Here is a 15418-nt window from a genome sequence, read left to right on the forward strand (position 1 = left end):
GGCTGGGTCAGTAGAGGCTGCCTGCGTTGACCACCGGCTGGGTGTCGCGCTCGCCGCACAGCACCACCATCAGGTTCGAGACCATCGCGGCGCGCCGCTCGTCGTCGAGGTGGACAACGTCCTTTTCGCTGAGCTGGGTGAGCGCCATCTCGACCATCGTCACCGCGCCTTCGACCAGCTTCTTGCGCGCCGAGATCACCGCCTCGGCCTGCTGGCGGCGCAGCATCGCGCCGGCGATTTCGGGGGCATAGGCGAGGTGGGTCAGGCCACATTCGTCAACCGTGATGCCGGCCACCGACAGACGCTCGATCAGCGCCGCGCGCAGCTCCACACCCACTTCCTCGTGGTTGCCGCGCAGCGTGACTTCGAGGTGCTCGATATCGTCATAGGGATAGCGCGAGCCGATCGACCGCACCGCCGCCTCGATCTGGGCGGTGACGAATTCGCGGTAGTCGTCGACGTCGAACAGCGCCTGCGCGGTGTCGGTCACGCGCCACACCACCTGGGCTGCCATCTCGATCGGATTGCCGCGCGCGTCGTTGACCTTGATGGTCTGCGAAATGACGTTGTTGGCGCGCACCGCGATCTTCTTGCGGGCGAGCCACGGCAGCACCCAGCGCAGACCCTCGGTCCGGTCGGTGCCCTTGTAGGCGCCAAACAGCTGGATCGCGGCGGCTTCGTTGGGGTTGATCATGTAGAAGCCGGTCAGAATGAACAGGCCGGTAAAGCCCGTAATCAGCGCGCCGATCACCAGCAGGCCATCGGGTTCGCCCTGACCCGCGACCGCGTTGACGAACAGCCACCCGGCCAGAAGCACCATGATCAGCGAGACCAGCAGCATCACATAGCCGCTCTGCGTGCTCGCCGGAACTTCCCGGCTGCGATTGAGAGAGGGGGTATCGGAAAGCGTCATTGCGAATCTCCAATTCGATATAATTATGATATCATATTTATATCAACCAGAGCGGCCGTCAATCACAATCGTGCATCCCCCCTTGGCGCAAGGGGCGGTTTGGCTGTAGCTAAGGGCACGCAAGGCTTTGGTATGAAAGGGGGGCGAGGCAGTGGACAGCAGCGAAACAGACCCCGCTTCCGCCGGTCAGGCCGACGCGCGCCCGCTGATTTTCCTCAGCTATTCGCGCACCGATCTTGCCCATGCACAGCCGGTGATCGCGCTGCTTGAAGCACAGGGCTATGCCGTATGGTGGGACGGGCGGCTGGAGGGCGGGGAGAACTATCTCCAGACCACCGAGGCGACGCTCGAAGGCGCGGATTGCGTGGTGGTGCTGTGGTCGGCGACCTCGGTCGAATCCCATTGGGTGCGTGACGAGGCGCAGCGCGGGCGCGAGCGCGGATGCCTCGTGCCGCTCAGCATCGACGGGACTTTTGCCCCGCTCGGTTTCCGCCAGTTCCAGCTGCTCGACATCAGCGGGTGGGACGGCAAGCCCGCCAGCCCCGAAGCGGAACGGATCCTCGTCGCGGTGCGCGCGCGGATCGGGGGTGGAGCGGAAAGGCCGGTGCCCGTTCGGCCCATGCCCACCCCGGCTCAGCCCCAGCCATCCACGCCTGCGCCCGCTCTGGCGCTTTCGCGGCGCACGTTGATGCTGGGCGGAGCTGGTGTTGCGGTGGGCGCCGGCCTGCTGGGCGCATGGCAGTTCGGCATGTTCGGCAGCCCCGCCAATGCCGCGATCTCGATGGTGGTGCTGCCCTTCGCCAACCAGACCGGCGATCCGGAAAAGAAGTATTTCTCTGACGGGCTGGCGCGCGAATTGCGGACTGTGCTGGCGCGCAATCCGCGCCTCAACGTCGCCGCGCCGACCTCCTCCTCGGCGATCGAGGGCGAAGATGATTTCGCCATTGGCCGCAAGCTTGGCGTGGGTCATATTCTGCGCGGCAGCGTGCAGAGGGATACCGCGCGGGTGCGGGTCACCGCCGAGCTGATTGAAATCGAGGGCGGGCTGGTGCGCTGGGCCGAAACCTATGACCGCGCGCTGGAAGATGTCTTTGCGGTGCAATCCGAAATCGCGCAGACCGTGGCGGTCTCGCTCGTCGCCCAGATCGCGACCGAGGGCGAGGCCAAGCAGGCCGCCGCCGCACAGGCCGAGATCGGCGGCACCAAATCCGTCGCCGCCTACGAGGCGTTCCTGCGCGGCCTTGCATTCTACGATCTGTCCGCGGGCGAAGACACCGACCGCGCGGCGCTGGCGCAGTTCGATGCGGCAGTGGCTGATGATCCGGGCTATGCCGCCGCACACGCGATGCGGGCAACGATGCTGGCGTCGCTGGCCAATGCTGCCAATGCGGCCGAGGAAGCCCGCCAGCTCTATGTGCAATCGATCGCTGCGGCAGAGCGGTCGATTGCCATCGAGCCCAAGCTTGCCCGGGGGCAGGCCGCGCTGGGGTTCGCCCTCAACAACGGACAATTCAAGCGCGCGCAGGCCGCAGTGCATTATCGCGCGGCCGAGCAGCTGGCGGCAGGCGATGCCGATATTCTGCGCGGCGTGGCCATGTTCAATTCCTATGGCAATGCCAGCGAACAGGCCGTGGCCAAGCAGATGATCGAGCGGGTGATCGAACTCGATCCGCTCAACGCCCGTGCCTTCCTCGCGGCGGGCTATATTGCGCTGTTTGCGCGTGATTACCCTCTGCTCATCACCCGGATGGAGCGGGCGCTGGCGATCAATCCGAGCATGACCAGCGCCAATTTCGGTATCGCCAACGCGCGGCTGATGATGGGCGATGCCGCTGGCGCACTCGCAGCGGCGGACAAGGAACCGGTTCAGGTGTTCTCGCTGACGGCAAAGGCGATCGCGGCGGGCCAGCTGGGCGATGCCGCCGCAGCGGATGCGGCCTATGCGGCGCTGATCGACCAGTATGGCGATGCAAGCCTGTATCAGCAGGGTCAGATCCTGGCACAGCGCGGCGCGCCGGATGAAGCGCTGGCGCGCTTGCAGCAGGCCTATGTCGCGCGCGATCCGGGATTGCTCTTCGCCCCTAATGACCCGCTGCTCGATCCGCTGCGGGGCGAGGCGGGCTTCAAGGATTTGCTTTCACGGCTCGGGTCGTGATAGCTCTTGCGCGGCCCTAAGGGGTGCTTTGAAGGGGGAATTCATCATGAAGAAGATTGTGACGTTCGCAGTTGTGACCGGCGCTGCGCTGGCGCTCGCCGCATGTGGCGGCAAGAAGGAAGAAGAAGCGGCTCCGGCGGCGACCGAAGAAATGGCTCCGGCTGAAGCGCCTGCCGCTGACGAAGCCGCTGCGGCCGCCGAAGGGCTTGACCCGACCGGCAATCCGATTGGCCCGGCTGCTGATGCTCCGGCTGCCGACGGTGCAGCCGCAGAAGCCGCTCCTGCGGCCGAATAAGCGGATACCGACCCGCGTCATGTTCCACGTGGAACATGGCGCGGGCCACCCCCAAGCGGGGGTCTAGCGCGACCTGGCAGGGGTCTGGCGCGCACCAGCGGGAGGCAAGGTCTCCCTCAACCACTTCTGCACCAGCGGATGCGCAACGCGGATATAGCGGCTTGGCTTGCCAAGCGTGCCGCATTCGACGCCGCCGCTCACCACGCCGATGAGGGTCGGCACCTTGTCCGGATCGCTATAACTGATCAGCGGCCCGCCGCTATCGCCCCCGCATGCCTGCCCACCATCAACGGCGCGCAATTCATCGGCGCACAACACCGAATCCCGCCGTTTGGCATCGGTAAACCTTGTCTCGTTTGTACAGGCTGTCGTGTCGCGCAAGCGGACCCGTCCGCCGCGCAGTTCATCGGGGATGGCACCGCCGCGCACTTTGGTCAGGCCCCATCCATAGGTCGCCACAATCGGGAGAGCCTCGACCTTGCGCCTTGCCAGCGGCACCGGGTCTAGCCGGATGCGTGCCGGGGGGCGGGCATCGCTGCCGCGTTTGCCGCGCGCAGGATCGTATCGGATCAGCGCAATGTCGAACGCCAGCAGCTTCGGGTTGTATTCTGGATGCTTAAAGGTCGCGATGATCGGATAGCTATAACCCTCGTCACCCAACGCATTGGTAAGGCCCAGGCGGATGCTGTGTCCGGCGGTCTGGACTGGCACTCCGCCCATGGCCTTGTCGTTGACGCAATGTGCTGCGGTCAGCACCCAGCCGTCGCGGATTACCGAGCCACCGCAAAGCACCCGGTCCTGCGGTGAAAGCGGTGCCCCCTTGAAGGTTGCTGGCCTCCACAACAGCGCCTGCCACGGCGTGCTGCCGGGCGCGACCTTGAACCCGTTGATCACCCTCATGACCTTATCGCAAAGCCTGTCGGTATAGGTCGTTCCCATGAACACTACGCTTGTGCTGGTGCAGCGCCGCGCATTGAATTCCGCCGCATCGCGCGCTCTGGCCTCGGCCAACGCGTCCCTTTCCTCAGGGGTCAATTCGGGGATGTAATCGCTGTTCGCCAGCGCCAGCGGTGTCGCCGGATCCTCGGCAATCCGGGCTTGGAGATCGTTGCAGGCAGATTCATTCCCGGCATCACACAGATCCGCCTTCATCGACAATGCGCGCGGCACATCGGCGCGCAGACGGGCGCCGCTCTCGAGCTCTTTGGCCAGGAGCACGCAGGCATCATTTGCCGCCGCATTGCAGGCCCGGGTGAGATAAGCCTCAGCGCGCTCGGGTTCGGGGGGCGTGCCGGTGTCCCACTGTTCGAACAGGCTCTCGATTGCGAGCTGGCAGACCTCGCCGATCACCGCTGCATCCCGGGCCTGTTCGCACGCGGGCGCGAGCAGCGTGAGTGCGCGCGGCTTGTCCTGAAGCGGGCTGCCTGCTTTCGAATAGACTTTGCCAAGCGCGATGCAGGCTGCCTGATCACCCGCCGCACAATCGCGCTCGCGCTGCGGCTGGGCACGGATATCGGCGGCCGTTTCGCAGTGGTAGGAGGCCAGCGTGCAGGCGCGGTCATACCACGCCAAGGCCGCAGCGCGGGTCTCCTCGGTGGTGCCTTCGCGCAGCGCCTGCCGGCCAAGATCAGTGCATGGCTGAGCATCGCCAGCAGCACAGCCAAGCGCCTCGTATTCGCGCGTCTTGACCTGCGGTTCGGCCTCGATATCGCGCCAGTGCGTGACTGCTGTGCTGCAGGCCTCGGCATCGCCGGCGCGGCACAACCGGTCGATCAGCGCGCGGCCATCGGTTTTTTCTTCCTCGCTGCGATCCGGTCTGATGAGCGCCGATGCCAATGTGCGACAGGCCGAGGCACTGCCCTTGGCGCAGGTGGCGCGGCGCAGCGCTTCGGCAGCCGCGGGATCAGGCGGAGCGAGCACGCCTGCGGCTATGTCATCGGCCTCGGCCTCGCACCCTTCAAGCGTGCCGAGGCGGCAGGCGCGAACATGGAACATCGCGGCGATCTGGTCGTCGGCCGGTTCGCCCAGCGTCACAAGCAGCTGACCAAGCCGGTAGCATCCGCCGCCCTCGCCCGCGTTGCAAGTCCGGCGGAAAAACAGTTCGGCCACCGGGCGGCTTTGCGTGCGGCCGGTGCCGGTCAGAAAGGCGGTGCCGACCGCAGTACAGGCGACCTGATCGCCCGCAGCGCAGGCTTCGGCATCGCTGTCGGCCTGCGCTTGTTCACGCGCAAATTGATCGGCAGGCTTGTCGGGCCTTGCGCGGTCATCTGTGCTTGATGGATAGGCACGCGGGATCGGCGCATCGGCCACCGGTTCGGCTGGCGGGTCGTTCTGGGCCCGGGCCGATACCGCCGGAAGGGCCAGTGCCACCAGCCCGCTCATCACCAATGCCAGAAATCGCCGCATCGCCAGTCCCCCACTGCAACACTGCCCCAATCATGCGCCTTCGAAGGCTCAAGGTCAAACCGCTGGGTTGTGCCGCCTCGGGGCTTGAAAGCGGGCAAGACAAAGGCTTATGGACACCAGGTGCCCTCCGGGCCGGGGGGAGACGACGAGGTGCCGATGCCTGCAACCCATGCTGCCAGTGTCGGAACCCGTATTCGCGACAACTGGCAGCCGCATCTCGCGCTGGGGATCACCGGCCACCGCGCGTCCAATCCGTCTTATGCCGCGCACCGCGCTGCGATCGCGACCGCGCTCGAGACGCTGTTCACGCGGATCGACACCATTGCTGCGGGGCTGCCCGATACGCAGGGGGCGATCCGGTTGCACAGCCTGATGGTTGATGGCACCGATCAGATCGCCGCCGATCTCGCCGTGCAGCGCGGCTGGGAACTGGCGGTGCCGCTGCCTTTCGGCGCGGCGCTCAATTGCGCGATCAACGCCCATCCTGCCACGCTGGCCGATGCGGAGGCTTTGCTGGCGGGCAGGCCGACGAGCGATCCCGCAGTCGAGGCGCACGCCGCTGCGATCCGCTCGCTCACCGTCCGCGCGCAGCTGTTCGAGCTAGCGGACCGCGACGACGAGGTCGAGGCGCTATGGCTTGCGACCCTCGCCGATCCCGAAGACCGCGCCGCCATCCGTGCGTTCGAGGCGCTGGCGTCGGACAATGTCGCGCTCGCCGGGCGGGTGATGATCGAGCGCACCGATCTGATGATCGCGGTGTGGGACGGGAAGGTTTCGAACTTGCCCGGCGGCACTGGTCACACGGTCGTCACCGCGCTGACGATGGGTACGCCGGTGCTGCTGATCGATCCTGCCGCGCCCGAAGCCTGGCGCATCATGACCCGCCCGGAAGAGCTCGGGCATATTGCCGGCGGGCCGGCCGATTCGCCCGATCTGGCGCGGCTGACCGCGATCATCCGCGCTGCGATGGTGGTTGAGGGGTGGAGCCCGGCGCAGCTGACCCGCGAGGTCTGGCATCCGCGCAGCAGCCGTCTGTTCGGCTTCTACCGCCGGATCGAGCGAGCCTTTGGCGGCGGCGGGATTGCCGGGTGGTTCAGCTCGATGGTGGCCCATTACGAAGCGCCCGAGGCCATCGCCAGCGGCAGCGGCGCGCGGGTTATCGCTGCGGCGCGGGCCATGCCCGGCGCGGATGAGGCAGTCGCTGCCCAACTCGCCGACGAGATGCTCCCGGCCTTCGCCTGGGCCGATGGCATCGCCAGCCGCCTTGCCGATGCCTATCGCAGCGGGATGTGCGTCAACTTCGTGCTGGCGACGCTCGCGGTGATTGTCGGTCTGGCGTACCTGCCGGCGGGCATGGGCGAGGTGAAGTGGCTGTTCGCCGTGGCCGAGCTCTTGCTGCTGCTGGGGATCGTGGTGTTGACCATCGCCGGTTCGCGGCGCGCCTGGCACGGGCGCTGGTTCGAACTGCGGCGCGTGGCCGAATATCTGCGCCACGCCCCATCGCTGCTGTTGCTCGGTGTGGCCCGGCCGACCGGCCGCTGGCCGCGCAACAGCGAAGAGGCTGACGAGGACGCCGCGCATGGCGGAGGCGACCGCGGCCAGTGGCCCGAACATTTCGCTCGCCACGCACTGCGCGATGTCGGCTTGCCGCAGGTCAAGGTAACGCGCGCCTACCTGCGCGCCGGGCTTGCCGAAGTGGCGCTGCCCCATGTCACCAGCCAGCGCGCCTATCACGAATTCAAGGCGCAGCGGCTCGAGACTGTCCACCGCCAGCTCGACCGCGCGGCCGAGACCTGCTTCGTCCTCGCTGTGGCCTCGGTGCTCGCCTATCTCTTGCTCAAGTCCGGCGGGATCGGCGGGCTGTTGCCCAAGCATCTGGCCAGCGATCTCTCGGCCCTGTTCACCTTCCTCGGTGTCGCCTTCCCGACGCTCGGCGCGAACCTTGCGGGCATCCGCTACTTCGGGGATTTCGAGCGCTTCGGCGCGATTTCGCGGGTCGCGGCGGAAAAGCTCGGCGAGATCGAGGCGCGTATGAACCTGCTGCTGACGGGGGCCGAAAGCGCGCTCACCTATGCCGCTGCGGCCGATCTGATGCACGCGCTTGACGAGGCAGTGGTGGACGAAATCGCCAGCTGGCAGTCGGTGTTCGGCGCGAAGCACCTTGCGCTTCCGGCCTGATCCTAGAGAAGATTGAGACTGCGTCCGATGCGGCCCGCCACTGCGCGCAGCGGTGGCGGAGCGGGTGCTGCTGCGGGATCATAGGGTGCAAGCCCGATCCGCCGCGCCACCGGATTGAGCGCCAGGGCATCGTCGAGCCGGCGGCTGGCGCGGCATTGCCAGGTCAGCGATAGCGCCACCGAGGCACCCATCCCGGCGCGCACCCAGTGCGGTGCAGCATGGGGCAGGAACAGCGCCTCACCCGGCGAAAGCAGGTGCTGCTCGCCCTGCGCTGCGAAGCTCGGGTTCCACGCCAGCCGGTTGCCCTCTCCGGCAAGGCAGGCCTCGCGCCGGTCAAGATCGAGGAATGGCGGTGTCGCCGGATAGGCGGCGATCACCTTGTCGCCGGAGAGCTGGAAGAGGATGTTGTAGCGGTTGTCGAAGTGGAACGGTGTCGGTGCACCCGGCGCGGTGAGGATCACCCGCGCGGTGGGTTCGTGCATCCGACCAGTGGCGCGCGCGATCACCGGAGCGAGTTCGGCCAGCAGCCGGTCGACAAGACGACGATAGGGCCGCAGTTGCTCGATTGCGTGGATGACGATGCTGCCGCGCTCGGGGCCTCCGGCGGCGATGATCTCCGCCGGATCAGGCCCGGAGTCTGCCGCGCGATCCGCAGCGTCATCCGCCCCGTCATGTTCAGACCGCCGTTCGATCTGGTGCGAGGGCAGGACGCGCGCGGCATAGGCGAGCGAAGCGGATCCGAGCAGCGGCTCGGCAGCCAGAAAATGTGACAATCGTCCCGGCGCGTGCGGATACCTCTCGGCCAGTCGCGGCACCGAGACGGGGTCAATCAGCAACATGATTGCGGCCCTGTAGCAAAAAACCCTGCTCGATATCAGCGATTTAGGCTGAATCTCTGAATCAGTCATTAATGTTTTTCGCACACCAAGGTGCCGCATCTGCCGCGCGGCAGATCAGTCATGCAGTTGCCACAAGAAAGGCCTCCGGTATTGCTACCGGAGGCCCCTTGCGACCCTGATCGGAGGTGATCAGGGCTCAGTGATACTTGGCGCAGCGCAGATCGAAGCGATCGGCGTTCATCACCTTGTTCCAGGCCGAGATGAAGTCGCACACGAACTTGCCCTCGTTCCCGGCCTCGGCATAGACCTCGGCCTGGGCACGCAGCATCGAGTTCGAGCCGAACACGAGGTCGGCGCGGGTGGCGCGATACTTCTCCGCACCGGTGGTGCGGTCGGTGCCGACATATTCCTCGTCACCGCTGCCATCGACCGGAGCCCACTTGGTGCCCATGTCGAGCAGGTTGCGGAAGAAGTCCGGCGTGAGCGTGCCGACGCGGTCGGTGAAGACCCCGTGCCTGGTGTTGCCGCTGTTCGCGCCGAGCACCCGCATCCCGCCGACCAGCACGGTCAGTTCGGGGATCGAGAGGCCCAGCAGGTGCGCCTTGTCGATCAGCATTTCCTCGGTGCGGACGACCGCCTTGGTCTTGAGGTAGTTGCGGAAGCCATCGGCAAACGGCTCCAGCGCCTCGAAGCTGGCAGCGTCGGTCTGTTCGGCGGTGGCATCGCCGCGCCCGCCGGTGAACGGCACGGTCACGTCGAAGCCGGCGTCCTTCGCCGCCTTCTCGACCGCAGCCGAACCGGCCAGCACGATCGCATCGGCCATGCTGAGACTGCCGCGATGCTGTTCGATCACGCCGAGCACCTTGGCGAGTTCCGCCGGATCATTGGCCGCCCAGCCGCTTTGCGGAGCCAGCCGCACCCGCGCGCCGTTGGCGCCGCCGCGGTGGTCCGAATTGCGGTAGGTCGAGGCCGAGGCCCAGGCCGCCTTGACCAGCTCGCTGACCGACAGGCCCGAACCGAGGATCGCCGCCTTGAAGCGGGCGATTTCGGCATCCGACGGCATGGTGCCGGCGGGCACCGGGTCCTGCCAGATCAGGTCTTCGGCGGGGACTTCCGGCCCCATGTAGCGGATCTTCGGCCCCATATCGCGGTGGCACAGCTTGAACCACGCGCGGGCGAAGGCATCGTCGAGCTGTTCGGGATGGGCGAGGAAACGTTCGGAAATCTTGCGATATTCCGGGTCCATCTTCAGCGCCATGTCGGCGGTGGTCATGATCGTCGGCACGCGCTTGTTCGGGTCGCGCGCGTCGGGGGCCATGTCCTCCGGCGCAGGGTTGATCGGCGTCCACATTTGCGCGCCAGCCGGGCTGTGCACCAGTTCATAGTCGTACTTGAACAGCAGGCGGAAGTAATCGTGGCTCCACGCGGTCGGGTTGTTCGACCAGCTGCCTTCGATCCCCGAGGTGGTGATGTGACCGGCGTTGATCTCGTCCTGATCGACCAGCCAGCCGAAGCCCTGGAGTTCGAGGGATTCGCTTTCGGGCGAGCCGCCGAAGGTGCTTGCCGGGGCGGCGCCGTGGGCCTTGCCGAAGGCGTGGCCGCCTGCGGTGAGGGCCACGGTTTCCTCGTCGTTCATCGCCATGCGGGCGAAGGTTTCGCGCATGTCGCGCGCGCTTTCGAGCGGATCGGGATTGCCGCCCGGGCCTTCGGGGTTGACGTAGATGAGGCCCATCTGGATCGCCGCCAGCGGGTTTTCCAGCGCCATGCCTTCCTTGGGCTGGATGCGGGTGGCAACGCCTTCGTTGACCCACTGTTCTTCGGTGCCCCAGTAGACGCTTTCGGGCTCGAACACGTCGGCACGGCCACCGCCGAAGCCGAACACCGGCCCGCCCATGCTTTCGATCGCGACATTGCCGGCGAGGATGAACAGGTCAGCCCAGCTGATGTTCTTGCCGTACTTCTGCTTGATCGGCCACAGCAGGCGGCGCGCCTTGTCGAGGTTGCCGTTATCCGGCCAGGAATTGAGCGGAGCAAAGCGCTGCTGGCCGCTGCCCGCACCGCCGCGCCCGTCACCGGTGCGATAGGTGCCCGCCGCGTGCCACGCCATGCGGATGAAGAACGGGCCATAGTGGCCGTAGTCCGCCGGCCACCACGGCTGGCTGTCGGTCATCAGCGCGGTGAGATCGGCCTTCAATGCGGCGTAATCGAGCGTGTTGAACGCCTCGGCGTAATCGAAATCCTCGCCATAGGGATTGGCGCTCTTGCCCTGCTCGGTGAGGATGTCGAGCTGCATCGCCTCGGGCCACCAGTCGCGGTTGGTGCGGCCCAGCAGGCTGCGGGTCTGGGCCGATCCGTGGAACGGACAGCCGCTGATATCTCCGGTTTTGGCATCCATGATGATGTCTCCTCTCGCATTGGGAAAAGTCTCAGACTCGTGCCTGTGCGCGTAGCCTATGGGAGGAGAATGACGCTTTCGGGATGAAGCGTCCAATCGATTAATACGCGGCTATTGATTGAGTGAGGCGATTAGCAGGGGGATTTTGCAGCCGAACAGGTGCATGCTATATTCTCCCGACATTTCATATCGATGGATTGCGAAGCCTTTCAGGCCTTCATACGAATGAGACGGAGAAGCAGGCACGGCGATGGCGAGCTTCAAGAAACCTTTCAAAGCGGTGCCGCTTAACAAGAAGCGCCTCAAGGGTCTGGAAGAATTCGATAAACCCCTATGGTCGCCACCCCAAAGCAATCCGCCAGTCAACTGGTGGTTTGCCGCAATTGGTGCGTTCATGGGGGTCTGTCTTGGCTTGGCCTATGTGTTCGCAACGGCCTGAAGTTTTACCGTTTCTGCTTGCTAGACGCACGTGATGGCCAACAGAAAAGGGCGGGCTCCTCAACAGGAACCCGCCCCTTTGGGAATGTATTGCACTGAAGCCTAGGCTGCCTCGGCGATATCCTCGACCGGTTCGTTGCGGATCAGGAAGTCGAACGCCCCAAGGCCTGCCTTCGCGCCTTCGCCCATGGCGACGACGATCTGCTTGTGCGGCACGGTGGTGCAGTCGCCCGCGGCGTAGATGCCGGGGATGTTGGTCGCGCCGTGATCGTCGATCACGATCTCCCCGAACTTCGACAGTTCGAGACCCGTCTCGCGCAGCCATTCGGTGTTGGGGACGAGGCCGATCTGCACGAACACGCCTTCGAGTTCGATGCGGCGTTCATCGCCGTTGGCGCGGTTCTTGACCACGAGGCCGCTGACCTTGCCGTTCTCTCCGAGGATCTCGGTGGTCTGGCCGTTGGTGATGATCTCGACATTGGCCATCGAGCGCAGCTTGCGCTGGAGCACTTCGTCGGCGCGCAGCTTGGTGTCGAACTCGATCAGGGTGACGTGGCCGACGATCATCGCAAGGTCGATCGCCGCCTCGACGCCGGAGTTACCGCCGCCGATCACCGCGATGCGCTTGCCCTTGAACAGCGGGCCATCACAGTGCGGGCAATAGGCCACGCCCTTGTTGCGATACTCCGCTTCGCCCGGCACGCCGAGATTGCGCCAGCGCGCACCGGTCGAGAGGATCAGCGAACGGGCGCGCAGGGTTGCGCCGTTGGCCATCACCACCTCGTGATAACCGCCGACGTCCTTGGCGGCGCGCAGTTCGACCGCTCGGGCGAGGTCCATCAGGTCGATGTCATATTCGCCGACGTGTTGCTTCAGGCTGTCGGTCAGCTTCGGCCCTTCGGTGTAAGGCGTGCCGGGGAGGTTCTCGATCCCGAGCGTATCCATCAGCTGCCCGCCGAAGCGCTCGGCCGCGATGCCCGTGCGGAAGCCCTTGCGTGCGGTATAGACCGCCGCCGCTGCACCTGCCGGGCCGCCGCCGACCACCAGCACCTCGAACGGCGCCTTGGCCGCAAGCTTTTCAGCCTGCTTGGCGTCGGCATTCTTGTCGAGACGGCTGAGGATTTCGGCCAGTTCCATCTTGCCGTTGTAGAACGGCTCCCCGTTGAGGAAGGTCGCGGGCACGGCCATGATGTCGCGGCGCTCGACTTCCTCCTGGAAGGTGCCTCCTTCGATCAGCGTCGCGTGGATGCGCGGGTTTTCGAGCGCCATCAGCGTCAGCGCCTGCACCACATCGGGGCAGTTGTGGCACGACAGCGAGAAGAACATCTCGAAATTGTAATCGCCTTCAAGCGCGCGGACCTGCTCGATCAGATCGGCATCGACCTTGGGCGGATGGCCGCCCGCCCACAGCAGCGCGAGCACCAGCGAGGTAAACTCGTGGCCCATCGGCAGGCCGGCAAAGCGCACCCACTTGTTCGCGTCCGATGCGCGGCGGATCACGAAGCTGGGCTTGCGCGCATCGGTGCCATCGAAACGCGCGGTGACGAGATCGTGCAGCGCGGCGATCTGTTCGATCAGCTGGCGGGTCTGGCGCGACTTCTCGCTGTCATCGAGCGAGGCGACCAGTTCCACGCCTTCGCGCAAATTGCCGAGATATTGCTTGAGCTGTGCCTGCATGGCGGCGTCGAGCATGGGTGTCCTCCGATGGCGCGGCGGGTGCGCGCGGGAATTGGGGATGTGGTCCGTAAGCGGGTAACGCGGGACCGGATGCGGGCCGCCCACCACAAAGGGGGGGGAGAGCGGGCGGGACATCCGGTCCCGGCTACGACCCGAGTGCTCTTGAAATGGCTCTCGGGGATTTGCGGCCAGTGCGGGGCGAGGGGGAGGGGGAGAGCCCCGCGCGGGCCGGTTCTTGAGGCGTTGAGCCTTAGATCTTGCCGACGAGGTCGAGCGAGGGGGCGAGGGTGTCCGCACCTTCTTCCCACGCTGCCGGGCAGACCTGACCGGGGTTGGCGCGCACATACTGGGCGGCCTTGATCTTGCGGGTCAGTTCGTTGGCATTGCGGCCCACGCCTTCGCAGGTGATTTCCATGATCTGGATCACGCCGTCCGGATCGACCACGAAGGTCGCGCGGTCAGCCAGGCCCACGCCTTCACGCAGCACGCCGAAATTGTTCGACAGCACGTGGTTCTGGTCGCCGAGGAACGGGAAGGTCAGCTTGCCGATCTTGTCCGAGGTGTCGCTCCAGGCCTTGTGGCTGAAGTGCGTGTCGGTCGAGACGGCGTAGACTTCGACGCCCATCGCTTGGAGGGTGGCGTACTTTTCGCCCATGTCTTCCAGCTCGGTCGGGCACACGAAGGTGAAGTCGGCCGGGTAGAAGAAGAACACCGACCACTTGCCCGCGAGGTCCGCGTCGGTGACGGTGAAGAAGTCCTTGCCCGCCTGGAACGCGGTGGCGGTGAACGGCTGGATGGTCGAACCGATGATACCCATGTGGAGTTAGTCCTTGTTGATGGGGTTGGGAGAGAGGTTGAAACTCAGGCTCGCCAGATAGTGATTTTTGCACTGCACAAAAGTTGATTTGTGCGATTGCGAAAATCGAAATTTTCAATCGTAGCGGTGGGAACCAATCGGATTTGGCGTTTATGTGCATTTCCGCGTGCTTAGCGTGATCGTAACCACTGTCTGTCTAGGCCTTGGCCTGATCTGCGGGGAGCATATGGGCATGAGCGGCAAACTGGATGACGCCGATTGGCTGTCGACGATCAAGCCCGACGATGACGATTATGTCCGCGCCCATATCGATTGGCTGGCGACGGTCGGGCCGGACGAATGGCACCGCGCCGCGCTCGATTTCAACTGGACCAACCGGCTTGAACCGCTGGCGTGGATCGTGATGCATGACGATTGCGATCTTGCCACGGCCTTGTCGGTATTCTGGCGCTGCGAGCCGGGCTGGGATCTCATGCTGATGGCACGGGGCGAGGCGGCCGACGAACGCGATGAAGCCGCGATGGTCCAGCATATCGCCGAGCGCCTCCATGCCGGCAGCTACCATCGCCGCGAGATCGCGTTCGAAATCGAGAGTCTGATGACGGCCGATTATGCGGAGATGGAAAAGGATTGCGCCGCCATCACCGATCCGCCGTTCCGCCCGCACCCGGACATGATCCGCCCGCTGGCAGGGCGAAACGTGGTCAACGACGATGCTTTCTACCAGCGTTACCCGCAGATCTTCCACGGAACGGCGTGGGTCGAGTGGGACGACGAAGCTGGCGACGATGATGGTGGCAGCGACCCGGTCGTCCGCGCCGTGCGCTCGCAGCCAGCGGGGCAGGTCGGCGGGGCGGCACCCTCAATGCTGGACGATGCCACAGATGCCCTCGATTCTGCGCTGCTCAACATCGGCATATTCGGCCTTGCCGCCGGATTGCTGCCGCTGGTCGAATGGCAGGGAACGCGAGTGATGATCGGCGGCGTTCTGCTGCTGGCCGGGCTTGCCTACGGCGTGCGCAATGTCGCCTCAGCGCTCGCCCGGTTTCGCGCCGCGATGATCGGCCAAGGTCACGCCCCTTCGCCCACCGCGCTGGCGGTGATCGGCCTTGTCGCCTTTTCGGGAGGTTTCGCGCTGCTGCGACTGGCCCTGAAGGGGCACGGCCAACTGACCGAGCGCGGGATCGTGTCTGACCCGTCAGGCTACGGCAAGTCCGTGGCGGTGGTGCTCGCCTTCGTGGCCGTGTGGGTTCTTTCCAGCGTGGTGGCCCGATACCTGACCGGACGTTTAGCCCGCCGATAGGA

11 protein-coding genes are annotated in these 15418 nt (G+C 65.5%); 5 read left to right on the forward strand and 6 right to left on the reverse strand.

Annotated features, from left to right (window positions below):
• Positions 1-7 precede the first annotated feature (7 nt).
• Positions 8-913, reverse strand: coding sequence for an SPFH domain-containing protein (locus BG023_RS03855; protein WP_069309295.1), 906 nt, complete (start codon positions 911-913; stop codon positions 8-10).
• A 151-nt stretch (positions 914-1064) separates the two neighbouring features.
• On the opposite strand from BG023_RS03855, the gene BG023_RS03860 reads away from it, so the two are divergent.
• Positions 1065-3068, forward strand: a complete 2004-nt coding sequence (locus BG023_RS03860; RefSeq protein WP_069309296.1) for a TIR domain-containing protein — start codon at positions 1065-1067, stop codon at positions 3066-3068.
• A gap of 46 nt (positions 3069-3114) precedes the next feature.
• On the forward strand, positions 3115-3363 hold the full coding sequence (locus BG023_RS03865; protein WP_069311103.1) for a hypothetical protein: 249 nt from the start codon (positions 3115-3117) through the stop codon (positions 3361-3363).
• A 63-nt stretch (positions 3364-3426) separates the two neighbouring features.
• Here BG023_RS03865 and BG023_RS03870 read toward each other — a convergent pair whose 3' ends face one another.
• Positions 3427-5769, reverse strand: coding sequence for a trypsin-like serine protease (locus BG023_RS03870; RefSeq protein ID WP_083234513.1), 2343 nt, complete (start codon positions 5767-5769; stop codon positions 3427-3429).
• Positions 5770-5925: 156 nt separating this feature from the next.
• Here BG023_RS03870 and BG023_RS03875 point away from each other — a divergent pair, with 156 nt between their 5' ends.
• A complete protein-coding gene (locus BG023_RS03875; protein WP_069311104.1) occupies positions 5926-7947 on the forward strand; it encodes a hypothetical protein in 2022 nt (673 codons plus the stop codon).
• A 2-nt stretch (positions 7948-7949) separates the two neighbouring features.
• Here the strand turns inward: BG023_RS03875 and BG023_RS03880 are convergent, their stop codons facing one another.
• Positions 7950-8786: a hypothetical protein gene (locus BG023_RS03880; protein WP_069309298.1), complete on the reverse strand. Its 837-nt coding sequence runs from the start codon at positions 8784-8786 to the stop codon at positions 7950-7952.
• 196 nt (positions 8787-8982) lie between these two features.
• On the reverse strand, positions 8983-11181 hold the full coding sequence (gene katG / locus BG023_RS03885; protein WP_069309299.1) for a catalase/peroxidase HPI: 2199 nt from the start codon (positions 11179-11181) through the stop codon (positions 8983-8985).
• Between the two features lie 250 nt (positions 11182-11431).
• On the opposite strand from katG, the gene BG023_RS03890 reads away from it, so the two are divergent.
• Positions 11432-11620: a hypothetical protein gene (locus tag BG023_RS03890; RefSeq protein WP_069309300.1), complete on the forward strand. Its 189-nt coding sequence runs from the start codon at positions 11432-11434 to the stop codon at positions 11618-11620.
• A 101-nt stretch (positions 11621-11721) separates the two neighbouring features.
• Here BG023_RS03890 and ahpF read toward each other — a convergent pair whose 3' ends face one another.
• A complete protein-coding gene (gene ahpF / locus BG023_RS03895; RefSeq protein ID WP_069309301.1) occupies positions 11722-13311 on the reverse strand; it encodes an alkyl hydroperoxide reductase subunit F in 1590 nt (529 codons plus the stop codon).
• A gap of 235 nt (positions 13312-13546) precedes the next feature.
• Positions 13547-14113: an alkyl hydroperoxide reductase subunit C gene (gene ahpC, locus BG023_RS03900; RefSeq protein WP_069309302.1), complete on the reverse strand. Its 567-nt coding sequence runs from the start codon at positions 14111-14113 to the stop codon at positions 13547-13549.
• Positions 14114-14345: 232 nt separating this feature from the next.
• On the opposite strand from ahpC, the gene BG023_RS03905 reads away from it, so the two are divergent.
• The gene (locus BG023_RS03905; RefSeq protein ID WP_190315808.1) at positions 14346-15416 is read left to right on the forward strand and encodes a DUF4274 domain-containing protein; all 1071 of its coding nucleotides are present in this window, start codon (positions 14346-14348) and stop codon (positions 15414-15416) included.
• Positions 15417-15418 lie beyond the last annotated feature (2 nt).

The organism is Porphyrobacter sp. LM 6 (assembly GCF_001720465.1).
Lineage (GTDB): Bacteria > Pseudomonadota > Alphaproteobacteria > Sphingomonadales > Sphingomonadaceae > Erythrobacter.